This is a genomic window from Arcicella sp. GW822-FHT02H01 (assembly GCF_058802005.1).
The window spans coordinates 435,104-459,336 of the sequence record NZ_JBXANT010000001.1 but is presented as its reverse complement, the minus strand read 5'-3'; the positions used below and the strand labels follow the sequence as shown (position 1 = coordinate 459,336).

The following is a 24,233-nucleotide window of genomic DNA, read 5'->3' as shown; positions in this document are numbered from 1 at the left end:
TTCCTTAACTTTATGGTCTCAGAACAATAAAAAAAACATAAAAGTTGAATTTTTTAGCACATACTTTTCTTTCGGGCGATGATGATGATATAAAAATCGGGAATCTCATGGGCGATTTTATCAAAGGAAACCTTGATAATGAGCAGAATTCTTTAATCAATGAGGGAATTAAAAATGGGATTATTTTGCATAGAGCAATAGATTCTTTTACAGATGTACACCCTATTGTTAGAAAAAGTATTCAGAGGCTTCAGCCTAAATATCATAAATGTGCTGGAATAGTGGTAGATGTATTTTACGACCATCTTTTAGCAAAAACATTTCAACATTATTCGGCTATATCCTTGCCACAATATAGCAAAGCATTTTATGCGTTAATTACTGCTCGAAAAAAAGATATGCCTGCCAAGATGGACAGGATGATTAATTCAATGGTAACAACAGATTGGTTCAATGGATATGCTACCTATCAAGGTATTGAATGGTCGTTGAAAGGGATTTCAAAAAGGCTACACTTTGAATCGGGTATTGAAAATGCTACTGAAGATTTAAAAAAAGATTATGATTTATATTTGGAAGAATTTCAAGTTTTCTTCCCCGAACTCATCGTATATTGTCAAAATATTTTAGCAAAACAAAAGAATGCCAAAATCTAGTACTGAAGTATTAAAAGAATTAAAGAAAAAGACCTACGCACCGTTGTATTTATTGCATGGTGATGAGCCCTATTATATAGATAAAGTTGCTGATTATTTAGAAGAACATGCTTTAGGAAATGGTGATAAAAGTTTTAACCAATTTGTATTATTTGGGAAAGACTTGAATGTTCCTTCCTTATTATCGTATGCCAAGCGTTTTCCGATGATGTCGGACAAACAATTGATTCTGGTAAAGGAAGCACAGGGCATTCAAGGATTAGAGCAAAAAGACATGCAAGTAGCCTTGGAAGCTTATGCCCAAAAACCGCTTGACTCTACTATCCTTATTTTGATGTTTAAAGATTCAGTAGATGAAAGGAAAGCATGGATAAAGGCCTTTGATAAAAATGGCGTGGTGATGCCTTCTAAAAAGCTGTATGATAATAAAATTCCTGACTGGATATTAGAGTATTGCCATGAACAGGGATTGAAAATCAGCAGGAAAGCGATTGAGATGTTAATTGAAAACGTTGGCAATGATTTAAAACGTTTGGCATCTGAAATCAACAAAATTGTGCTGAACCTTCGTGTAGATGAAGAAATCAATGCGCATGTCGTTGAGAAATTTGTGGGCATTAGCAAAGAATATAATTATTTTGAATTCCAAAAGGCTTTAATCACTCGTGATGTACTGAAAGCCAACCAAATTGTCAACTTTTTTGCTGCCAATCCTAAAGACAATCCGCTTGCTCCTATTGTGATGATGCTTTTTAATTTCTTTTCAAAAGTATTGCTCACTCACGTTACGCCTGATAAATCTGAAAAAAGTTTAGCAAGCGTATTAGGCGTAAATCCATTTTTCACAAAAGATTATTCTTTGGCCATTAGAAATTATAACCTTTCAAAGGTTATTTACATTATTAATGAAATCAAGAAATTAGATTTAAAATCAAAAGGAATTGACAGTGGCTCAATGACGGATGGCGAAGCATTACGAGAAATAACGTTTAAGATTTTACATTAAAATTGTGAATACAAGTATTCTCAATCAGCTCAAAAGTAAGCTATTTTGTCAAGTTAAAGACGTATTAGCCTATCAAACGTCTAAAAAAACAAGATTCAATTTTCTTTTTCATTAAATTCGTTCAAATTATTCATTCACTCAAACTATCCATCATGACCAAAAAATTCCTATCTCCCTGTTTGATGCTGATTGCTTGTAGTATACAAGCTTTCGCCCAACAAGCGGGTCAGTACAATGGCAATAATCGTTTCGAGCAACTCGGGAATATACTGCCAACTCCCAATTCATACAGAGCGGCCTCTGGTGCTCCAGGAAAAAGTTATTGGCAAAACCGTGCTGATTATGACATCAAAGCCGAATTGAATGACCAGAATCAATCAATGATTGCCTCTGAAGTAATTACTTACAAAAACTTTTCTCCAGACGAACTAGGTTATTTGTGGGTTCAATTAGACCAAAACAATTTCAAAAAAGGTGGTATCGCCCAACTTTCGCAAACATCAACCTTAACTGACAAGGGTACTTCTTTTGCAAGATTAAATAGTGTTGCTGGAGTAGCTCCAAAGGAATATGGTTATAAAATTACGGCTGTAAAAGACAAAGCGGGTAATGCTTTAAAATATACCATCAATGAGACGATGATGAGAATCGACTTGCCAGTACCGTTGAAGTCGGGTGCTTCTTTCTCTTTCTCTATTGATTGGAATTTCAACATTACAGATGCGATTGCTACCCGTGCAAGAAGTGGTTATGAATATTTCCCTAAAGATGGAAATTATTTATACGAATTGGCTCAGTGGTTTCCAAGAATGTGCGTTTATGATGATGTAAACGGTTGGCAACATAAGCAATTCTTAGGACAAGGCGAATTTACTGTTCCCTTTGGAGATTATAAAGTGAGTATCACTGCTCCTAACGATTTCGTTATTCTAGGTACAGGTGAATTGCAAAATGCAGCACAAGTAATTAGTGCAACACAAACCAAAAGACTAGAACAAGCCAAAACTGCTACTCGTCCTGTGTTGATTGTTACACAAGACGAAGCTGTTGCTGCTGAAAAAGCTAAACCAACTGGAAGTAAAACATGGGTTTTCGCAGCACAAAATGTAAGAGATTTTGCTTTTGCAGGTTCAAGAAAATTCATTTGGGATGCTATGCAGGTAAACATTGAAGGAAAGAAAGTTTGGGCAATGTCGGCTTATCCTAAAGAAGCTAATCCACTTTGGGGACAGTATTCAACGATGCTGGTTGCACATACCCTTCGTTCTTACTCAAAAAGAACGATTGCTTATCCTTATCCAGTAGCGCAGTCAGTACATGGCCCAGTAGGCGGTATGGAATATCCGATGATTTCTTTCAACGGTGCAAGACCAGAAGCTGACGGCACTTATTCACAAGGAACAAAAGATTTCTTAATTGGTGTAGTAATTCATGAAGTAGGTCATAACTTCTTCCCGATGATTGTAAACTCAGATGAAAGACAATGGTCGTGGATGGATGAAGGCTTGAATACTTTCTGTGAGCAATTGGCTGAAAAAGAATGGGATAGAAATTTTGATGCATCGGGTGAGCCTCAGGACATTGTAGGTTATATGCGTACCGACAAAAGTCAGCAAGTACCTATTATGTCGAGTTCGGATAATATCATGGGCTTCGGACCTAACGCTTATACCAAACCTGCAACAGCTTTAAACATCTTACGTGAGACAGTGATGGGCAGAGAGTTATTTGATGCTGCCTTCAAAGAATATGCACGTCGTTGGGCATTTAAACACCCTACTCCACAAGATTTCTTCCGCACAATGGAAGATGCTTCGGGTGTTGACCTAGATTGGTTTTGGAAAGGTTGGTTCTATGGTGTTGAGCCTGTAGATTTATCACTAGACAATGTAGAATGGTTTGGTATTGATAATGTTTCGCCAGAAAAGAAAGCCGAGAAAACTAAAGCTGACGACCAAGCTAAACGCCAGACAATGAGCAATATCCGTAATAAAACAGATATTCCTAAAACAGTGGTAGAAGAAAACCCAGACATGAGAGATTTCTACAACAGCTATGACAAATACACGACAACGGAAGCTGACAAAAAGAGATTTGAACAAGCTACAGCAGGCTTAAGCGATGAAGAGAAAGGCTTAGTACAGGGTAATAAAAACTTTTATGTATTAAATGTTAAAAACATTGGAGGCTTGCCAATGCCAGTAATCGTAAAAGCAAATTACGAAGATGGTACTAGCGAGGTTTTTAGGTACCCAGCCGAAATTTGGCGTTTGAATGATAAGGAAATTAAAAAAGTGATTCCTACTGATAAAAAAGTAACAAAATGGACACTAGATCCTTTCTTTGAAATTGCTGATATTGATACTAAAAGCAACGTTTTCCCAAGAGAACCAGAAGAACCAACTCGTTTTCAGGTATTTAAACAAAGTCGACAGACTCAAACAAATCCTATGCAGTTGCAAAAACAAGCACAAGGTGGAGCTATTCAAGGAGCTAAAAACTAGTGAACTTTGACTTTTAAGTTTAATAAAAATCCCACGTTGTTAATAACGTGGGATTTTTTATTAAGTAAATAGCATAGCTTATCACTCAAAGCTCACAACTATACTTTTTCAGTCTTTGTATTAAAAAAGTAAGAAACGCCTAATATTGCTAATAGTACTAATGCAGGAACAAAGGGTGTACTAGTTGCAACGTGTGACCAGATAGCGCCGATAAAAGTAAATGCAAAGCCTGCATAAGCCCATTCTCTTAGCTTCGGAAACCAAGGATTCAGCAAACTGATAGCGCCTAACAATTTGGCAGTTCCTAACATTGGAATAAAGTATTCTGGATATCCCAACAATTTAAAATTTGCAAGCAATTCAGGATTTTTACTTAAATACATAAAGCTGCTCATAAGCATGGCTGCTGAAATCAATCCTGTGCTTATCCAATAAATTATTTTTTCTTTTTTCATCTATTTAATATTTTGTTTTGACAAAATTCAAACAAATTTTCTCTTTATTTACTATTAGTTTCCTCAAGGAAAGTAGTTTCTTTAAGGAAACCAACATTCATTGTGAAATCATAAGCCCTAACTTTGTATTATGAAACTGAAGAGTCAAGAAGAAATAAAAGACGCCATTGAAAAAAGTTGCGGACAAGACCATACACAGGGTATTTTAGCTGCGCGTGATGTAATGGAAATTTTGGCAGGTAAATGGAAAATTCAACTCATTGCTACGCTTAGTTTTGACGGCAAAAAACGATTTATGGATTTATTAAGGCAAGTAGATGGTATTGGGTCTAAAATGCTATCCAAGGAGCTTCAAAATCTGGAAAGTCATCAGTTAATTACCCGAACTGTTTGTAACACAAAACCCATCACAGTAGTGTACGAAATAACTGAATATGGACAAAGCCTTAATGGCTTAATTATCGAAATGATAAGTTGGGGGATTGAGCATCGTAAAAAAATAATGTCATAATAACAGGCAGGGTATTAAGTTTAATATTTCTAGTGAGGGACTTAGGTCCCTCACTAGAAATATAGGATAATGTACTCATTATCAATATATTATTCTAAGCATTTTGAGAATTCAATGCTTCTAAAGCTTTTTCAGGTGATGATAGATACAATTGGTATAAATCTGCTGTGAATCCTACATGAATTTCATACTCATCATTTTTCAAGCCTTCAAACAATCTTTCTGCTACTACATTAGGTTTGATACCGTTACTTCCACCAATCTCAGTTGAAAAATCAGTGTCAACCAAAGGAGGCATCAATTCAAATACTTTAACATTGGTTGATTGAGCAAGCGTGAAACGTAAAATTTTGCTATATGAATGCAAAGCCGCTTTAGAAATAGAATAACTTGGGATAGAGAAAGCAGGTGCAAAGGCTACGATAGAAGATACATTGACAATGGCAGCATCTTCATTTTGTGTTAAGAGTGGCAATAACTTTTCATTTAATCTGACAATCGATAAATAATTAGTGATTATTTCTTCTTGTGATTTTTCAAAAACATTGACTTTGGTATCAATCAAATTATATACGTGTGCCAAGCCAGCATTGTTAATAACAATATTTAGACTAGGGAAATCTTTTTTGAGTATTGCTACCAATTGTACAGTATCTTCTGCATTCGAAACATCTGAAACAATAGAAGTAACATTTTCTAATTGTGCAGCTGCTTTGCTCAAACGTTCAGCATTTCTTCCTGTAATTATTACTTTATTTCCATTTTGAGAAAATAATTTAGCCATTTCAAAGCCAATACCAGCACTACCGCCAGTAATTAAAATTGTGTTGTTTTGAGTTTTCATTATTGTATTTGATTATTTGTTATTTTTAAAATTATTCATATACCAATCGGTATATTTATTGTCAAAAAAATACCTTACTACAAGGTTATTTTTTGAATGATTTCTTTAATTGTATCCAGTGATTGATTCAATAGCAATGGATTTTTAGTTGTTTTTGTCAAAAAAACGCCCCCTTGTATCAAAGCAATGATGGATGTTGCAGTTTTACTGATTTCAGTGTCAGCCCTAAACTCTTGGGCTTCGATACCAGCCGTAATAATATTTTCTAAAGATTGTTTCCAACGTGTAACTCCTTCTGCTACCTTGATTCTGAAAAATTCATTCGCATCGTCAGCTTCAACACCCGTATTTAACAAAGGACATCCGCCATCTTCCAGAAAACAACTCATCTCTGCACTACTATAGATAACAGGAAATGCCATCAGTTTATCATAATTGCTCTTAGATATTTCTAATTGCTGAGTAATCAGTCGATTCCTTTTAGATAAGTTATATTCAAAGGCTGCTAAAGCTACCTCTTCTTTGTTTTCGAAATTACCATAAATACTTCCTTTAGTCAGCTTTGTAGCGTCTGTTAAATCAGACATTGAAGTCCCCGCATACCCTTTTTTATTAAAAATACCTGCGGTAGTTTCAATAATAAAAGCCCTAGTTTTTTCTGATCTTGGAATAAAAGCCATTTCTATATACTGTTTGGTATTTCATTTTAGAAAAAATAACCGATTGTTAAATCGACGACACAAATATACCAATCGGTATATTAAAAACAAAACTTTATTGAAAATAATTTAAAATTATTTTTCTTGAACTAGTTCAATGATAACAATAGAAGGAATACATTAATTTTGTAAAACAGTTTCTCTTGATAAATTAAACAGATAATGAACTCTATGTATAGATAAAGCTGTTTATTAATTTCAGTATAAAATATTAAAATAAAATGACAGGTACATTCGAAGAACTAATAGCCTCCTCAACACCAGTTATTATTGACTTTTCGGCAGAATGGTGTGTTCCATGTAAAAAAATAACACCCATTTTAAGTCAGTTAGTAGATGAACTAGATGAGGAAGTTTCAATTATAAAAATTGATATTGATAAAAATCCTGCTTTAAGGAAGAAGTATAATATAACGGCAGTGCCTACGCTAATTGCATTTAAAAATGGCAAACAAAAGTGGCGTCACACTGGGATGATTACTTTGGCGAAAGCTAAACAGGCTGTTAGAAGTATTTGGTAAATCAGTATTACCTTTCATTAGGGTGCGACTGTAAGTATTAACGATTACTCACAATTGTATAAATAATTGATAATCCGTTTATTTATCACTAACGAGGGACTTAAGTGCCTCGTTAGTGATAAGGGTGGAAACATCACAGATGTAGTCGCACCCCAATAAAATAAAGATTTGTACAATCATAATTTTATTTTAAAATTTACAAAAAGTGTCTACCCATTTCTTGATAAGCCCTACCCTTTCCTTGATGAATTTATGGGTAAAGAAGAAATTCGACCAGTCTTCAAAGTGTTCGAAATGATATTTGAAAAAATACATCCAGAACATATATCCTAAATACGGAATCATCGCGATTTCCTCCTCTGATAATGCTCTGTTTTCTCGGTAGCCTTTAATAAAAGTCTTGAAATCAGCATCTGCTTGTTCCTGAGTGATGGCTTTATAATGTACATGGAAGAAAAAGTGCACAAAAAATGTCATAACATCATTTACCAAAAAACCTTTTGCAAAAAAGTCAAAATCAAAGAAAGTAATGTTATCCTTTTCGTCAAAATGAAAGTTCTTAGGCAAATAATCGTAATGACAATAGCCATAACCGAAATCTTTGGTATCAAACTGATTCAGTTTATCAATTACTTTAAGGCTCGTCTCTCTCAGGTATTCATATTCCTCTGGTAAATCTTTGAAAGCGGGTTTAATCACTTCTAAAGGAGTAAGTAAAGTAGAGTTAATGTCCAAAGTCTCACGTTCATACCTTAATGCTACTTTCGAGCTAATATTATGATTCACTGCCATCTCTCTGCCGACAGTCAGCAATTGCTCTGTACTTAAATCAAAAACAGGTTTTCCTGGTGCAAAGTAGAACAACACACCATACCTCACTCCCTCCGCTACATTAAATGCTTGAATATCTTTCCCTTCCTTATCTGGGATTGGATAGGCTACTTTTGCCCCATTGTTTTTTAAATGATAAAGCAGTTCTACTTCCGCTTTAATTTCTTCCAAACTCCTGTGCGTATTTCGATAAATCTTGAAGATATACTTCTTGGTCTCATCTTCTAACAGATAGGTATCGCTGACATTCCTAATCAATAAGCGACAAAACATATTAAAGCCATATTTTTCATTAAGGAATGCATTCAAGGCTTTTGTTGAAACTGCTGAGTACTGCGTGGGGAAAATAGTGTTCATAGTAAGTTTTTTTGAAGGGGTGCAAAGGTAAGCAAAACATTATATTTTATGTATAAAAACATCAAATACCTCCTCAAAATTAAAAACTTTTCATTTGTTGTGAAAATAATTGTAAAATCGCTTGCTATTTAATTGTGTACAATTTAATTTTACACAATAAATAATACTGCAATGGATATTTTAAAGCTCGAAAATCAAGTATGCTTTCCAGTATATGCGCTATCAAGGCATATTACGTCTCTTTATCGCCCATATCTTGAAAAAATGGGGTTGACTTACCCACAGTACTTAGTAATGTTAGTTTTGTGGGAACACAACCAAGTAACGGTAAAAGAATTAGGGAAAAAACTATGGTTAGATAGTGGTACACTCACGCCTTTACTTAAGCGATTGATTGAAAATGGCTTAGTCACTAAAAATCGCTCTGAGCTAGATGAAAGATTAGTTGACATTACCATCACTGAAAAAGGAAAGTCGCTTAAAGAACAAGCATTATCATTACCTTATACCTTAATAAAGGAATTAGAGACTGATGAAGAACAATTTTTAATGTTGAAAGCCCAAATCGATAAGCTATTAGAAGTAAAAGAATCAAAGAATATTTAATATAAATCAACACAACTATAACAATGGAAAAATTGTATACAGCCGTAGCTACTGCTACTGGCGGAAGAAATGGCAACGTAAAAAGTTCTGACGGAATTTTGGATTTAGAAGTTCGCATGCCTAAAGCCTTAGGAGGTGCTAATGATAACTATACTAATCCAGAACAACTATTTGCGGCTGGATATTCAGCATGTTTTGATAGTGCCCTTAAATTAGTTATTAAGATGTCTAAAGCAGTTACTGGTGAAACATCAGTTAAAGCTGCTGTAAGTATTGGCAAAATTGAAAATGGTGGTTTTGGCTTATCAGTAGAGCTTTTTGTAAATGTACCAGGAGTTGAACAAGAAAAGGCTGAAGAATTGGTTAAACAAGCTCATCAGGTATGTCCATATTCAAATGCTACCAGAGGTAATATAGAAGTGACATTAACCGTAACGACAGAAGGTTAATCTTTTTTGAATTACATTTCATCGTAGCCTGCTAAATACGTATTTAGCAGGCTTTATTATTTGGATAGTTAATTAACAAGTGCTTTATTTGTAATCATTCTAAATAACATACATATGATTTTACAACTAAAGAAAATTGGCAAATACATATTGCTTGGTTTATTAGCCTTAATTATCAGTACAACAATATATGAACAAAGCTGGCAGATTTATTTCAATTCAAAGAAGCCTGACAGGAGTAATTTTTGTAATATAAATGGTATTAACATTCATTATGTCAAAAAAGGTGATGGGGGACCTACAGTGGTTTTTCAGTCTGGACTTGGTGGCGACTATAAGATATGGCAACAAATTCAGGATTCTGTTGCTAAACATACCACAACGATTTCGTATGATAGAGCAGGCTTATTATGGAGTGATGAGACTAACAAAACAAAAACGCTTGAAAACATCACCTCAGAGTTACAAGTATTACTTGAAAAAACGAATTGTCCTAAACCATATATCTTAGTCGGGCATTCTTTGGCAGGCATTACCCTCCGCCCATTGATTATCAATAATCAACATGATATTCGAGCCATCGTATTTGCCGATGTTTCTCATCCCTTACAAATAAAGAATTCTTCCGCAGCATTAAAACAATACTTAGTCGTACCTCCCAAGTGGCTAATTGCTGCTTTAATAGAAACAGGTATTGCTAGGATATATTTCTCGTTTAAGCCCTTTATAAGTGATTTGCCTACCTCGCATTGGATGAATATACACATAAAGGATTATTTTTATAAATCGTATAAAACATTCCTACAAGAAGCTGTTGATGATGACCCGATGTTTGAACAAGCTGAAAAGATTAACTCTTTTGGCAATATTCCATTAACTATTCTGACGGGAGCTTATCCTAAAGGAATTGATTTTGTCAATAAAAAATCCTTGGTAAATGAATACCTTAATTCGCATCAACATTATCAAAAAGACCTATTACGTTTATCTACTAATAGCAAACAGATAATTGCTCGTAATAGCGGGCATTATGTTCCTCTTCAAGATGCCAAGATTGTAATTGAAGCCATTAGAGAGCATTTGAATATCTCTCAATAAAAAGAATATAAACAATCATCAATTAATTGATTAAATCTACCTTATTATTTAAGATTTTTGTAGAAAAAACAAAAAATCATGAACTGGATTATTTTAATTATTGCAGGTTTGTTTGAAGTAGCATTTGCTTTTTGTTTAGGAAAAGCTAAATTGGTTGCAGGTAATGAGGCTTATTGGTGGTATGCTGGATTTCTAGTAGCACTAACCTCGAGCATGTTGTTATTAATCAAAGCAACACAAACCCTACCTATTGGAACGGCCTATGCTGTTTGGACAGGCATTGGTGCAGTAGGCACTGTATTAATAGGAATATTAGTTTTTAAAGAACCAATCAGTTTTTGGAGAGTTTTCTTTATTATTACCCTTATCGGTTCAATAGTTGGTTTAAAATCAATATCTCATTAAATTATCATAAAATTGGCATAAACCCTCTTGATACAAAGAGGGTTTATCGTTACTTCAATAAGCAAACCTAACCATGGAAAATTATAGCATTGTTATTTTTATATTAGCCCTCATGATTGTCTTTACTGCCATCGCAGAGAAGATAAAATTGCCAAACCCTATCGTACTTATTAGTGTGGGCATGGCCATTGGATTCATTCCTTCTATTCCTAATATAGAGATTAATCCTGAAATTATTATGCTAATATTTCTTCCTCCGCTCCTATACGACGCTGCTTTCAACATTTCTTTTAAAGAATTCAAAACACATGGACAGACAATCAGTGCTTTAGCCATAGGGTTGGTATTTCTTACTACTCTGGGCATTGCTGTTATCGGACGTTATTGTATTCCAGGCATGAGCTGGTCGGTAGCGTTTGTATTAGGTGCTATCCTTTCGGCTACTGATGCAGTAGCTGCTATAGGCATTACAAAGGGATTGGGACTTTCACACAAAACTACCACTATCTTAGAGGGAGAAAGCTTGGTAAACGATGCCTCAGCACTAGTAGCTTATCGTTTTGCCGTAGCGTCGGTTACAGGTGTTGCTTTTGTTTGGTGGAAAGCTACTGTAGAGTTTATTATTTTGTTATTAGGTGGACTAGCCATAGGCTTAGTAATGGGTGTAATACCTGCCTACACACTTCGTTGGTTTCGACAAAACCACTTAGCTATTATTAGCCTTATGGTATTGATGCCTTTCGTTACTTACCTTTTAGCAGAAGAAATTCATGTATCTGGCGTAATTGCGGTAGTTATTTTAGGATTAAGCATGGCTAGGCTAAGTAGAGCAAAATTCCCTAAAGAATTAAAGCAACAATCATTAAACTTTTGGGAGATAAATATCTTCTTATTGAACGGGTTAATATTCATTCTAATAGGCATACAGTTTCCTATTGTTTTAACGAGTATCGATAAAACACAGATTCTCCCCAATATTGGTTATGCTTTTTTGATTACAATAGTAGCCTTATTAATCAGAATGGCACGTGTATTTTTACAGAAAATTAATTTACAAAGAGGTTTCAGAGATAAACGTGGTAAAGTCACTTTTGATGCACTATTAGATTTGAATAATAGTATCATTATCAGTTGGTCTGGCATGCGTGGCATCGTATCCCTTGCAATTGCCTTGGCATTGCCTGTAACGCTTGAAAATGGTCAACCTTTTCCGATGAGGAACACCATTATTTTCATTTCCGTGGCAATGGTATTATTCACCATTCTTGGTCAGGGGCTTACTTTACCTTGGATTGTAAAACGCTTAAATAAAAAGGAGGAGCTTAGTTAAGCTCCTCCTCCACTACTTTTTTCAGGGTTGCATATTTCTTTTGTCTGCCGTCTGATTTAAGGTAAAAAGCCATTAAAAATGCACAATATTTTTTATCATTATTCACCCACGGAAAACTTCCAAACAGTCCCGGACTACTAACAATATTATTTCCCATCAGCCATTCGCCATAACCATAACTTAATGTTCCTGCTTCTGCTGGTGAATAAGCAACTTTAACATCGGCAGTAACTCTGTTTACTTGCATTTCGGCAATACTATTCTCAGAAAGGATTCTTTTGCCATTAAATGTCCCTTTGTTCAATATCATGATTAAGAAATTCATGTAATCATGAGGATTACTACTTGCCCCACCAGCTGGTAAGGCTACTTTACCTTTACCAAAATCAGTGTTTTTCATCTCCAAAGGTTTGGCAATTCTTTCTGCAAACAAATTTTCAAAGCTCCTACCACTAATTTTTTCAATGACCGCCCCTGCTATTTGTAAACCAGTATTACTGTAACGAAAAACTTTTACATGAGCACCTTCCATAGGATATTCCGCAATTTGAGCTATCGCTTCATCCATGCTATTAAGTTGCCTCATTTCTCTTAAATTCTCTCTCAAATCAGGCGATTGAATAGCTGTCATGTGCGATAGACATTCACTAATGGTAATAGCTCCCTTCCCATTTCTTGAAAGAACAGGCAAAAATCTACCTACAGTATCGGTCAATTTTAATTTACCTTCATCTACAAAGGTCATTACTAATGCAGCACTTAACCATTTACTACAACTAGCAATTTGTAATTTAGATGTTTCAGTGAAATCATCAAAATCTACTGTTTTACCTTGTCTTCTAGCAATAAACGTCCCTAACATACGCTGTTTATTATTCATTTGGTTTACAGAATGACTATAAACAGTCTTGCCATCTTTATAAACAACTAACATCAGTCGCCCACCCATGCTTGCAACATTATCACCTAGCCATTTATCTACCTTTTCAAAAGACTGTTGAGCATAGCTGTTTATAAACACTATTAATAACAACGATAGTAATCCTATTTTTTTCATCATTTCAAATTTGATAAAATCTTTCTATAAAGGCGGATCAATACTCATAGCAACCCGCTGTGCTGATTGAAGTGCCCCTTCCATATAGCCGCAAAAGCCCGTACTAGTATGCTCTCCTGCAAAATACATTCTATTTTTATAAGGTTGTTCATTCAGCATTTTTATTTTTGTACACACCTCTCCAACATTAGGGAATGAATAACCTGTTTTTGTCCATTGTTCTTCTGGCCACGACTGTAAATGCGTTTTTTCTACTGCCCCTGTATATCCTTCAAAAATATTATTTAGTTTTGTTTTATAATAGTTATCCCTATCAGGTTGTGCTAAAATATTATCTGCAAACGTACCTCCGCAAAAAGAAGATAAATCCATTTGTTTACCAGCTATTTCTATTTGATTATCGCTACCTTCCCATGTCATACCAAGCGGTCCGCATAGTCCAGAGGGTGCCACTCCTTGCTTAATCCAGAAACGATTTTTTAAAGCACTCATATATTTTATGGCATTTCCCATTTGGCTTCGGTAATTCATAATTTCGGCATCCATTTGTATATCTTTCCAGACAGTAGGTGGCGTAGCTAAAATCACATATTGAGCTTCTTTTGTTTCACCTTTGGCAGTAATTACTTTTACAGACTCATCGAAAACCTCTATTTTATTAACTGGACAGTTTTTCTCAACTCTATTTCCTTTAGCAATAATGGCTTGTTCCATTCGCTTAGCCAGTTCATCATTACCGCTACTACACCTATAAACTTCAGTCATAGTCCAGTAGTTTTCACCTCCACCCGCTTTAATTTGAGCAAGCACTGCCAATAAACTTTGTTTTTCCATAGGTACCACATTATTGTTGGTATACTCTGCATTCAGGGCTGCATACAAAAGTGCTTTCTGAGCAGAAGGAATTGACATAGCAGTTATTTTATCTATAAACCAACTAGAAAGCGATTTGCTATCCAGATAAACGGCATCTTTACTACGCCAAGGGAACACACAATCAACTGTTTCACTCAGCTCAGTTAGTGCATCAAGAACAATACCCATATTCAACGTGAGTTTTATTGCATCTTCTTCCGATACTGGTTTATCGTCGATAATTAATGGTTCTTCTAAAAGAGCACCCGTAAACATATCTTCACCTGTTACTACATTAAAGCTTAGTCCAAAGCCTTTCGCTAGTTTTACCCACAAAGGATGATTAGAACCGACCAATTCTGCCCCAAATTCAATGATTTGACCCCTCGCAAAATCATTTTTACTGAATACTCTTCCACCAACTCTATCTCTTGCCTCAAATATAGTAACGTGGTGCCCCCTTTCGCTAAGGAAGTAGCCAGCACATAAGCCCGCAAAGCCTGCACCTACAATTACTACATTAAACTTTCCATCTGTAGTAGGGACAGCTTGTAAAAGACGATTAACATCGGGGCTGATTTCATTTTGGAGCCTTAAAGCATATTGGTTCTTTTCATAACCAGTTGGTGTAGTACCAAATTTCTTAAGGAGTTTTGCATAGAGTGATCTTGCCATAGTTTTATTGTTTAGGTATTGGAATACTGTATAAATATAAGCAGATTTATTTGTAAATAACTTACAATAAATTATTAATTTATATTTTAAAACCCATAAAACATCTTTTATCTACAAAATTCATCTATTACAATTCATATTTATACCTATTAGTCTAGTACGGCTTTATAATCTGCCCAGTATTAGCACCAAACACACTTTTACGAAAACCATATTCAAGTTGTTTCATCGTTACGGGAATCTCTCCGGGGAAAAATGGAAAATACTGAGGTGAATCTTCAATAACCGTTGGGCTAACAGCATTTATTCGAACACCATTTTCTAATTCAATGGCTGCTGCTCTTACAAAAGCTTCAACAGCACCGTTGGCTGCTGATGCATTGGCAAAATTCAATTGTGGCTCATGCGTTAAAGCCCCTGATATTAAAGTGAATGAACCTTTAGGGTTTATATAGTACTGTCCGATAAGGACTAGATTGATTTGCCCCATCAATTTTCCTTCTAATCCTTTACGGAACTCCTTATTAGTCATTTTTTTCCATGGCCCTACATACGTTGGCCCAGCCGTTGAAATCAAGGCATCGAATGAGCCAACTTGTTTAAACAAATTTTCGATTGATTCTGTAGATGTTATGTCTGTGATAATATCTCCACTACGTGAGCCTACTTTTATTATTTCATGCTCATTTTCTAATGCACTTACCAAGTGTTTTCCCATAGCGCCTGTAGCACCAACTATAATAATTTTCATCTATTTTAAATTGTTTAAAAATTTTCAAAAATAATTTCTCTATTAACCATTATTCCAGTAGTAGTACCCATCGCTACAGCATTAGCTACTGTACGCAATCGTGTTACATTATCCCCACAGGCAAAAACACCTTCCATAGTGGTTTTATGAAAAGCATCTATTTTAATATATCCCTCCTCTGTTAAGTCACATCCTAACATGGTGGGAATCTGACAGTGTTGTTCAAAGGCAGTACGCGTATAGAGTGCTTTAATAGCAGTTTTTGTTCCGTCCTTAAAGAGGAGGTTTTGCAGGTATCCATTAGAATGTTCTAATTTTTCAATAGGTGTTTCTACAATTTCAATTTGGTGTTTTTTCAATTTCTCAGTTTGTTCGCTTGTTAGCGTTGACGTTCCGTTCGTAAACAATGTTAAGTCTTTAGTCCAATTCGAAATAAGGGCAGAAAATTCAAATCCATATTCACCATTTCCTAAAATCCCTGTCTTTTCACCTTTCACCTCATATCCATGACAGTACGGACAGTGAATCACTGATATTCCCCAACATGCAGATAAACCATCAATATCAGGCATTATATCCCTGATACCTGTTGCAAAAATCAATTTGCCTGCATGAAATACTTCACCTGAGGCTACTTGAATATCAAAACCATTGTTAGTTTTGATTCCTTGTGTTGCCAAACCATTAAAGAAACTTACAGTACTATAGCTTTCTACTTGTTGTTTAGCCAGTATTGTAATCTCTTGAGGGGTTTTCCCATCTTGGGTAATAAAGTTATGTGAGTATGGCGTTTGTCTATTGCACGGTAATCCACTATCAATAATCAATACGTTCTTTAATGCTCTGCCTAAAGCCATACCTGCTGCAAGTCCAGCGTAACTCCCTCCTACAATTATTACGTCAAAATTTTTATTATCTATCATTGCCTTAAAGAATCTAATTTTGTTCTTTGCAAAGGTAGTTTCAGTCCAGATGGAAAGGATAGGACAAAAATGTAGTTGTATGGGATTTATTTAAAGTTGTGTCTAAAAGTATCAGGAGTATACCCAGTATGTTTTTTGAAGAATCTGATAAAGTATGAAACGTCTTCATAGCCTAAATAATAGGCTATTTGAGTGATTTGATTAGAAGTTGCAAGAAGATACCTTTTAGATTCTAGTATAATATGTTCATTAATAACCTCTGAACATGTCTTTCCTAATGATGTCTTAGTAATAGCATTCAACTGGAACGTTGAAAGATTTAGCATATCGGCATACGCAGACACCTGTTTGTGACTATAAATATGCGTCTCCAAAAGTTTTAAAAACTCTTCTAGTTGTCCTTGTGCGTAAAGATTAGCCTTATCTGTTATTGGATTACTCCCCTGCTCCCGAATAAGCTCAATCAATAAAATACCCATATTAGCTTTAATTACTTCCAGATACCTTTCTTGTTTGTCGGTATATTCCTGAGAGATATAAGATAATATAGCAATCAATTTTTGAAATTTATTAGAGTCAAATTGATAATGATTGATATTACTTGTCTTGCGTAATAATTGGCTGGTTGATTTATCATGTGGAGAGTAAAAATCTGCTCTAAATTGCACCAAATAACCAGTACTTCCAGCGTCTAGGATAAGTTCATGTACCTGCCCTGGTCGCATAAAGAAAATCGAATAGTCAGAAACAGTGTAAGACGTAAAGTCTATATCATGTTTACCAGTACCTTTTTTCACCATTAGCATATAAAAGAAATCATGCCGATGGAGTTCTTGCACCATGTCGTTTTCAGCAAGTAAATCACCAATATCTCGAATACTAAAGCTTTCAGAAAAATCTGGTTCTTTTTGGATTACTTTAATATGTCTTATGGGGATTTTTTCCATGTATAGTAGAAGATATTTTATTAGACAAGGCTTTAAAGTTAAGTAAAATCAATTGATTGATGTGTTAATAAGTAATATTTGAACTGCAATTATGTATTAATGCTTTATCATAAAACTTAAACACTGAAACTTTAAAGAACATTGGAATCACCCAATATGACACAAAAAATTTATACTTTTTATAAACATATAAATACTCTTTCTGTAACGACAGTATCGAAATTTTAAAATAAATACCATTTTTTAGTATATTTGAACGAAATCATTCGGATGAAATGAAACAGAAATCAGCAGAATTAATTCAAGCCTAATTTAAACCTAGACTTTGCACCCCAAACTATGATGTTAAAAAATACAATTTTTTGGTTTTTATTGTTAACCGCTGGTATTGGATATGCCCAAACATCTATCAGACGGATTGACAGTTTGATTAATGTTGCCAAAAGTTTAAATGATGTAGATTCTAGTAGTAGGATATTGGCTACTATTAAACAAGAATCTGAAGAAATCGACTATAAAGGTGGTATGGCCAGCTATGTGCTGATAGAAGGAGTAAATCTATTCAATAGAGGAAAATTTGATGAAGGATTGAAATTTACTTACCAAGGTGAAAAGTTAGTGCTAAATACTGGCGACAATGCTAAAATATCTCATCTTTATGCTTTAAGAGGAAACTGTTATAATGCTTTGTTTTTTTTTGAAAAAAGTCAGGAATGCCTACTTGAGGCCAAGCAGTATGCAGAAAAAATCAAAGACGACAATAGCAGATATAATAATCTAGGCCGGATATACAAAATCATGGCTGCTAATTTTAACAAGAATCCAAAAATCAAGAACGTAGATTCTGTAATTTTCTACCATAAAAAAAGCTATCAGATACAGAGTAAGATTACAGGAAATGGCGTTAATCAATCTGGGGTTATTATCCAAGCCGCAGGTATTGGATTGGCATTCCTTCAAGCAGGGAAAAGTGATTCCGCAAGACACTATTTTGAAAAATCAATCGCACTTGCAGAAAAGAATAATCTTTCAAAATTTGCAGTGGAGGCACTGATTGGCCTTGGTAATATCCACTTTAATGAGGGACATTCAGACATTGCTCTGAAATATTACTTAAGAGCACTTTCATTTGTACAGAAAACGAAAAGTGCCAGCAATATGAAGCTAGTTTATGAGGCTTTGGCAAAAACCTATAAAAAACTGGGCGACAATAATACATCAATAGAATATTATCAAAAATATGCGGAGGCAGTAGAAAAGATAGCACAGGCAAACAAAACAGCTATCACCATTCCTATCGATTATATCATCAAGGAAAGAGAAAATTTATTGGAAAAGGAAAACGAACTGCGCAATAGCTATTTTGCTTTCACAATTTGTGTTTCAATACTGTCTATACTGATTGTAATTATCCTATATAAAAATATCAGTACCTCCAGAAAAAATAATCGTGCCTTGAACCGTATCAATAAACAGATGGTATCGCAAAATGAGTATCTACAGAATACGCTAGAGGCACTAGAACAAAGCAATGAAAAAAACAAGAGGATGACACAAATTATTGCTCATGACTTACGGAGCCCAATGGCAGCAATAGTTGGGATATCAAGTTTAATGATAGACGATAATAACCTTATGGAGGAAGACCTTGAAATGGTTAAATTAATCCATACATCAGGTGAAGATTCTCTGAAATTCATCAGTGAAATTCTCCAAAAAGAATCGACGTCGACAATACTTAAAAAAGAGCCTATAGACCTTCATCAATTGCTTAGTTATTGTACCACACAACTTCAGTACAAAGCAAAAGAAAAAAACCAACTCATTACCCTCAACAGCAGTCCTTTGACTATTCCTGTGAACAGAGAAAAAATATGGAGAGTGATTAGCAACTTGGTTACTAATGCCATTAAATTCAGTCCTACAGGTTCAACGATATCTGTTACATTGAATGTTGAAATAGATAGGGCTGTGATTGCTGTTAAAGACGCAGGTATTGGAATACCTGACAACCTAAAGGATAAAATCTTTAATAAAAGCGAAGAAAGTAAAAGGTTAGGTACTAGCGGAGAAAAATCTTTTGGATTGGGACTGGCTATTTCTAAGGAGATTATAGAAGAGCATGGTGGCACTTTAAGCTTTGAAAGCCACATTAACGTTGGAACTACATTTTTTATCTCATTACCGTTGACCTAGCTGATAGCAAACTAGTTTGCTATCAGCTAGGTCAAAATCAGAGGATGAAACATATAATGGGCAAAACTAAAACTTGATATATCTCAAATGCAATTATGTAATATGTATTATTGCATTGTAATAACAACTTTTCCTTTAGCACGTCCACTTTCAACATACGCTAATGCGTCTGGAGTTTTCTCAAACGTAAATACCTTATCAATTACAGGTCGAATGATACCTGATTCTATCAGGGTTGTGATTTTACTTAGTTGGCTGCCTTCTGCTTTCATAAAAAGGAAAGAATAACTTATTCTCTGATGCTTTGCCTTCTTACGAACACTAAAACTAAGTAAGGATATTATTAGTTTCAGAAGCCATCCGAGTCCTATTCCCTTGGCAAAGTCTGGGTCTGGTGGACCTGATATTGAAATAAGCTTTCCGCCAGGTTTAAGTATATTCAACGATTTTTCAAGGGTCTTTTGATCTTGGCTATTCAGAACAACATCATAACCACTGAGCTTATCTTCAAAGTTTTCTTTCTTATAATCAATCACCACATCGGCACCTAATGATTTGACCCATTCCACATTCGCTGTACTAGTTGTAGTGGCTACAATCGCTCCTAAATGCTTGGCTAGTTGAATAGCGATAGTGCCCACGCCACCAGAGCCTGCTTGAATGAAAACCTTTTGTCCTTTTTTTAGGCTGGCTTTCTCTACCAATGCTTGCCAAACCGTTAATGCCACCAATGGAATCGATGCAGCTTCTTCCATGGTAAGGTTTTTAGGTTTAAGTGCCACATCCTTTTCATCTATAGCAATGTATTCGGCAAAGGTTCCTATATGATAATCCGCAGCACGTGAATATACCTCGTCGCCCACTTTAAAATGACTTACTTTTGAACCTATTTTGGTAATAATACCAGCTACATCATGCCCAAGAATCAAAGGAAAATTATACGGGAGCATTAACTTAAACTCACCTGTTTTAATTTTTGAATCCAGAAGATTTACGCCAGCTGAGTGAACCTCCACCAAAACCTCATTCTCGCCCACTATTGGAACTGGAACATCTGCAAGTTGCAAACTGCCTTTTGTATATTTGTCTATGATAAATGCTTTCATTTTAATTTTTTAAAAGTTGGTGGCTTTTCTTTGGATTAACTAATTTAAAGGCTGTTTTCGGGAAAAACCTATTAATCAGGTTAAATAGTTTGGCATCGCCCACGCGGATTGTATAATGCTCTTTTTGTAACCCAACGATAAGGCCTTTTACCATTTCTTGAGTAGATATTTTTTTATCGTTTCGATCTGCGGTCATTTCTGTAGCAACAAGTGCAATACCAGCACTTCCGCCATTTATAAATATCATATTTCCTGTAGTTTTCATAGTTTAATTTTTATGTGTGAAAATATTTTTGTTATTGATTGAATGAACGTTATAATTCTGATGCACCATTATATTTTATACTAAAAAGTCTATTTTAATACCTAAAAAAGACGTATACCTACACTTAAAATAAACTTTTTAGTATATTTTAAGTCCTAAAAAAAAAACTAAATCAAATAATTATTTAATTCTGTTTTCAGATTTTTTATGAGGGCTTGCATAGGCTTTGAAGTATTCAACATCCGGCACATCACAACAGCGCCCTCTATCGAGGCCACCGCTTTAAACGCATAACCAACAGTATCTAGTTTATCAGATAACTCACCGTTTTGAATACCTTGGTTTAAGATATTGACAAATAATTCTTGTCCCTGTCTTATTACATTAGCTACCTTTTCTTTAACAGCTGGATTATTATCATCAGATTCTACAGCCATGTTAAATACAGGACATCCACCTTTAATATAAGTTTCTAAAGGATCCTTATAATAGTCAAGATAAGCAAATACCTTAGTTGTGGCTGTCTTCGCATTACTAATATCAACCAATAATCTCTGTGCATTACTTTGCAACATGTGATCTACAACTTGCAGGGCTAAATCTTCCTTATTTTCAAAATGACCGTATAGACAGCCTTTAGTTAGTTTGGTAGCATCTAGTACGTCATCTATATTAGCACCAGCTATCCCTTTCTTATTGAATATAGGGGCAGCCATTTCTAATATAAATTGTTTTGTTCTTTCTGCTTTCGTTAACATGATTAATAAATTATAGCACAAAAATATACCAAAAAGTTTATTTTACAAATTTTACATAAATATATAATTAGAATGAAAGAACTCGTATAGATTGTTTGGAAACCCAAATGAGTTCTCAAACAATCTATTTTGGGCAATTACACCCCTTAAATCACCTTTTTAACACCAGGAATCAATAAAATAAGCCAACCTAGTACAAAACTACCTAATACTGCGATCGGTGCTATTACCAAAAGTTTTATGGATGGGTCGACTGTCCAATTTCTTATGGCTAGTGATAAGCTGATAATTACCAGCGGATGAAAGATATATACAGCAAAACTACATCTTGATAATTTACTAAGTAATACAGATGTAGTGTTCCAATGCTTTTTGCCGTAAATAAGTAATACTGTCAAAAGCGAAAGACCAATCAATTGTTCCCATACCGCATATAATAGCGACTGCCAGTGAAATCCTCCAGAGTACCAAGTAATAGGTATATCTAGCTTTACGCGTATCAAATAAAACATAGGAAAAAACAATAAGCACAGTCCTATGGATAAAGTAAGTTGCTTTCTGGTTCGTTCAGAAAGTTGGTCAAACCAATTGTTCCTAGCCGCCAATAATCCAATGATAAAAAATACAATATATTGCGGAAAATGCCCTAATTGAAACCCTAATGGTTTAAGAACCCATCCAACTGTAAATATGATTCTCACTAGGAAACTAACAAAACCTACTGCCGTAGCAAGCAAGAGTATCGTATATGCAGTCGGAGTTGGTAAAGGGTTTTTAATATTAACGTTGAAAAGGCTTTTTATGAATGCATACACCAAAGAGAACAACAGTAATGCTACAACAAACCACATTACTCCAAAATCTATCCAGTTGTCATACCCTTGAAGATACTGCCAATAAGTAATGTGTTGTTCTTTCCCAAAATAATAAACTAGATAGCAGAGCAAAGGAGAAAAAACAAATGAGTAAAAAACTAAGGGAATACCTAGTCTAAACAGACGGTCACCTATAAACTTAGAAGTACCTTTTCTGGCATAAGACGTACCCGTAAAATAGGCTGCAAGCATGAAGAAAAAGCCCATGAAATAAGATTGGTTTATACTAACAAACATCGTCATGGGAATAAGGGCACCCAAATGAGTAGTTTTTTCAATATAATACCATCCACCCGGACCACCATACGTAACACAAGTATGATGGAGTACTACTAATATGGTTAATAGTAGTTTGATGTTGTCAATGTATAATAGTTTGTTTGATGGGCTAGCAGTTGAAATTACAGAAGACATGGTTCATTGGTTTATAGTTGCACATATCCGACTATCGGCTACTTGCAACAAACCTACAATACGAAAAACGGTTTTCAGTCTAATCTGTTATCGGTAACTAGCTTTGTGATGAACAACAAGTTTAAGCTACATTTTGCTGCCTGAGTTGTTCGTAACAGTTATTAAAACTATCTAGCTGTTTCCTAGAAACAGGCACTTTTTCACTGGTTTCGTGAAAGGATAATAAGTAGCCTTGAGAATTTCCTGAAACTTTTTCGACCTTGAACATATTTACTAAATAAGCTCTATGGCATCTGAAAAAATGTTGATAGTCTGAAATTTGAGCTTCAAATTGGGTAAGAGAAATTCTTTTTAATTCTATCACTATCTGATTATCAATAGCTCTGGTCAATTCAATATAGTTTCCATCAGCTTTTACGAATAATAAATCATCAATGTTTAAGCTAAAATCATCTTGCTTAACTTGTGTATTGATGAAAAGTGTAGCCTCAATCTCTTTTTTAGGAGTTTCTACACAGAGAGGGACAAACTGAAGTACGAAGGGTGAACCTTTTTTTGATTGAACATAGAAGCTAACTAATCTCAGCAAAAAATAAAAGAAGGTTCCTGCTATAAAGCAGTTTCTAATTTCTTCCCAAAGGTAATTGAAAGACCAGTTATCAGGGTTGTTATAGATTAAATCTCGTATTAAAAAACTAGTAATGCCTGTCAAAATTAGGACTATCCCTATCTGTGAGTATTCCTGTAGTAAAGTCCAGCGTTGAAGACTATCTTTTCTTGCTCTGACATAGTTGAGGATAGAGAAGTAAATAAAAACGATTGATGCAGGTGCTAATGCGTGGAGACTACAGATAAAAAAGTAGTTTATCTTATATTCAGGGGCATACATGCCAAATGGTTTGAACAATAAAAGAAACACAAGGAGGCTAACAAAGATAATTGCCGAACTTTTGAAAAGGTTTTCGGACTTGAATCTAGCTGGATATTCAATTTCCTTTAGTAAATGTTCACGATTTACATACAATTCCATGGATAACAAGTGTTTTTATTTAGCATTAAAATTACAAAAATCTCGTTCCTAAAAGTATATTTTTAAGGGAATATGTCTAAGAAATTTAT

25 protein-coding genes are annotated in these 24,233 nt (G+C 34.8%); 11 read left to right on the top strand and 14 right to left on the bottom strand.

The window, feature by feature from the left end:
• Window positions 1-44: 44 nt before the first annotated feature.
• The 3 genes from AC1RNE_RS02005 (at window position 45) to AC1RNE_RS01995 (ending at window position 4,166) form a co-directional block, all read left to right on the top strand.
• The gene (locus AC1RNE_RS02005; protein WP_492799381.1) at window positions 45-656 is read left to right on the top strand and encodes an acyl carrier protein phosphodiesterase; all 612 of its coding nucleotides are present in this window, start codon (window positions 45-47) and stop codon (window positions 654-656) included.
• Window positions 643-1,662 carry a DNA polymerase III subunit delta gene (gene holA / locus AC1RNE_RS02000; RefSeq protein ID WP_492799380.1) on the top strand — a complete coding sequence of 340 codons (1,020 nt, stop codon included), beginning with the start codon at window positions 643-645 and terminating at the stop codon, window positions 1,660-1,662. The genes AC1RNE_RS02005 and holA overlap by 14 nt, the downstream gene beginning before the upstream one ends.
• A gap of 152 nt (window positions 1,663-1,814) precedes the next feature.
• On the top strand, window positions 1,815-4,166 hold the full coding sequence (locus AC1RNE_RS01995; RefSeq protein WP_492799379.1) for a M1 family metallopeptidase: 2,352 nt from the start codon (window positions 1,815-1,817) through the stop codon (window positions 4,164-4,166).
• Window positions 4,167-4,264: 98 nt separating this feature from the next.
• Here the strand turns inward: AC1RNE_RS01995 and AC1RNE_RS01990 are convergent, their stop codons facing one another.
• A complete protein-coding gene (locus AC1RNE_RS01990) occupies window positions 4,265-4,621 on the bottom strand; it encodes a DoxX family protein (RefSeq protein ID WP_492799378.1) in 357 nt (118 codons plus the stop codon).
• A gap of 130 nt (window positions 4,622-4,751) precedes the next feature.
• Between AC1RNE_RS01990 and AC1RNE_RS01985 the strand changes: the two genes are divergently transcribed.
• Window positions 4,752-5,132: a winged helix-turn-helix transcriptional regulator gene (locus AC1RNE_RS01985; protein ID WP_492799377.1), complete on the top strand. Its 381-nt coding sequence runs from the start codon at window positions 4,752-4,754 to the stop codon at window positions 5,130-5,132.
• 94 nt (window positions 5,133-5,226) lie between these two features.
• On the opposite strand, the gene AC1RNE_RS01980 is transcribed toward AC1RNE_RS01985, so the two are convergent.
• Both AC1RNE_RS01980 and AC1RNE_RS01975 read right to left on the bottom strand, forming a co-directional pair.
• A complete protein-coding gene (locus AC1RNE_RS01980) occupies window positions 5,227-5,976 on the bottom strand; it encodes an SDR family oxidoreductase (protein WP_492799376.1) in 750 nt (249 codons plus the stop codon).
• Between the two features lie 77 nt (window positions 5,977-6,053).
• Window positions 6,054-6,656, bottom strand: a complete 603-nt coding sequence (locus AC1RNE_RS01975; protein WP_492799375.1) for a TetR/AcrR family transcriptional regulator — start codon at window positions 6,654-6,656, stop codon at window positions 6,054-6,056.
• 260 nt (window positions 6,657-6,916) lie between these two features.
• On the opposite strand from AC1RNE_RS01975, the gene trxA reads away from it, so the two are divergent.
• Entirely contained in the window at window positions 6,917-7,216 is a 300-nt protein-coding gene (gene trxA / locus AC1RNE_RS01970) for a thioredoxin (protein ID WP_492799374.1), read from the top strand.
• Between the two features lie 189 nt (window positions 7,217-7,405).
• Here the strand turns inward: trxA and AC1RNE_RS01965 are convergent, their stop codons facing one another.
• Complete coding sequence (locus tag AC1RNE_RS01965) at window positions 7,406-8,404, bottom strand: phosphotransferase enzyme family protein (RefSeq protein ID WP_492799373.1); 999 nt, start codon at window positions 8,402-8,404, stop codon at window positions 7,406-7,408.
• A 171-nt stretch (window positions 8,405-8,575) separates the two neighbouring features.
• Between AC1RNE_RS01965 and AC1RNE_RS01960 the strand changes: the two genes are divergently transcribed.
• From AC1RNE_RS01960 to AC1RNE_RS01940, 5 genes are all read left to right on the top strand, one after another.
• Window positions 8,576-9,010 carry a MarR family winged helix-turn-helix transcriptional regulator gene (locus AC1RNE_RS01960; RefSeq protein ID WP_492799372.1) on the top strand — a complete coding sequence of 145 codons (435 nt, stop codon included), beginning with the start codon at window positions 8,576-8,578 and terminating at the stop codon, window positions 9,008-9,010.
• Between the two features lie 23 nt (window positions 9,011-9,033).
• Window positions 9,034-9,459 carry an organic hydroperoxide resistance protein gene (locus tag AC1RNE_RS01955; RefSeq protein WP_492799371.1) on the top strand — a complete coding sequence of 142 codons (426 nt, stop codon included), beginning with the start codon at window positions 9,034-9,036 and terminating at the stop codon, window positions 9,457-9,459.
• A gap of 114 nt (window positions 9,460-9,573) precedes the next feature.
• Entirely contained in the window at window positions 9,574-10,557 is a 984-nt protein-coding gene (locus AC1RNE_RS01950) for an alpha/beta fold hydrolase (protein ID WP_492799370.1), read from the top strand.
• A gap of 78 nt (window positions 10,558-10,635) precedes the next feature.
• A complete protein-coding gene (locus tag AC1RNE_RS01945) occupies window positions 10,636-10,962 on the top strand; it encodes a DMT family transporter (protein ID WP_492799369.1) in 327 nt (108 codons plus the stop codon).
• A 73-nt stretch (window positions 10,963-11,035) separates the two neighbouring features.
• Complete coding sequence (locus AC1RNE_RS01940; RefSeq protein WP_492799368.1) at window positions 11,036-12,292, top strand: Na+/H+ antiporter; 1,257 nt, start codon at window positions 11,036-11,038, stop codon at window positions 12,290-12,292.
• On the opposite strand, the gene AC1RNE_RS01935 is transcribed toward AC1RNE_RS01940, so the two are convergent.
• The 5 genes from AC1RNE_RS01935 to AC1RNE_RS01915 all read right to left on the bottom strand — a co-directional run bounded on the left by AC1RNE_RS01935 (window position 12,285) and on the right by AC1RNE_RS01915 (window position 17,500).
• A complete protein-coding gene (locus AC1RNE_RS01935) occupies window positions 12,285-13,352 on the bottom strand; it encodes a serine hydrolase domain-containing protein (protein WP_492799367.1) in 1,068 nt (355 codons plus the stop codon). The genes AC1RNE_RS01940 and AC1RNE_RS01935 overlap by 8 nt on opposite strands.
• Before the next feature lie 21 nt (window positions 13,353-13,373).
• A complete protein-coding gene (locus AC1RNE_RS01930) occupies window positions 13,374-14,879 on the bottom strand; it encodes a flavin monoamine oxidase family protein (protein ID WP_492799366.1) in 1,506 nt (501 codons plus the stop codon).
• Between the two features lie 154 nt (window positions 14,880-15,033).
• A complete protein-coding gene (locus tag AC1RNE_RS01925; protein WP_492799365.1) occupies window positions 15,034-15,630 on the bottom strand; it encodes a short chain dehydrogenase in 597 nt (198 codons plus the stop codon).
• 14 nt (window positions 15,631-15,644) lie between these two features.
• Window positions 15,645-16,553, bottom strand: coding sequence for an NAD(P)/FAD-dependent oxidoreductase (locus tag AC1RNE_RS01920; RefSeq protein WP_492799364.1), 909 nt, complete (start codon window positions 16,551-16,553; stop codon window positions 15,645-15,647).
• Between the two features lie 86 nt (window positions 16,554-16,639).
• Window positions 16,640-17,500, bottom strand: a complete 861-nt coding sequence (locus tag AC1RNE_RS01915; protein ID WP_492799363.1) for an AraC family transcriptional regulator — start codon at window positions 17,498-17,500, stop codon at window positions 16,640-16,642.
• Window positions 17,501-17,839: 339 nt separating this feature from the next.
• Between AC1RNE_RS01915 and AC1RNE_RS01910 the strand changes: the two genes are divergently transcribed.
• A complete protein-coding gene (locus AC1RNE_RS01910; protein WP_492799362.1) occupies window positions 17,840-19,696 on the top strand; it encodes a tetratricopeptide repeat-containing sensor histidine kinase in 1,857 nt (618 codons plus the stop codon).
• A gap of 107 nt (window positions 19,697-19,803) precedes the next feature.
• On the opposite strand, the gene AC1RNE_RS01905 is transcribed toward AC1RNE_RS01910, so the two are convergent.
• The 5 genes from AC1RNE_RS01905 to AC1RNE_RS01885 form a co-directional block, all read right to left on the bottom strand.
• Window positions 19,804-20,763 (bottom strand): NADP-dependent oxidoreductase, encoded by a 960-nt coding sequence (locus AC1RNE_RS01905; protein ID WP_492799361.1) that lies wholly within the window; start codon window positions 20,761-20,763, stop codon window positions 19,804-19,806.
• A gap of 40 nt (window positions 20,764-20,803) precedes the next feature.
• Window positions 20,804-21,067, bottom strand: coding sequence for a hypothetical protein (locus tag AC1RNE_RS01900; protein ID WP_492799360.1), 264 nt, complete (start codon window positions 21,065-21,067; stop codon window positions 20,804-20,806).
• Between the two features lie 167 nt (window positions 21,068-21,234).
• A complete protein-coding gene (locus AC1RNE_RS01895; RefSeq protein WP_492799359.1) occupies window positions 21,235-21,825 on the bottom strand; it encodes a TetR/AcrR family transcriptional regulator in 591 nt (196 codons plus the stop codon).
• A 146-nt stretch (window positions 21,826-21,971) separates the two neighbouring features.
• Window positions 21,972-23,114, bottom strand: a complete 1,143-nt coding sequence (locus AC1RNE_RS01890) for an acyltransferase family protein (RefSeq protein WP_492799358.1) — start codon at window positions 23,112-23,114, stop codon at window positions 21,972-21,974.
• 121 nt (window positions 23,115-23,235) lie between these two features.
• Complete coding sequence (locus tag AC1RNE_RS01885) at window positions 23,236-24,144, bottom strand: LytR/AlgR family response regulator transcription factor (RefSeq protein WP_492799357.1); 909 nt, start codon at window positions 24,142-24,144, stop codon at window positions 23,236-23,238.
• Between the last annotated feature and the right edge of the window lie 89 nt (window positions 24,145-24,233).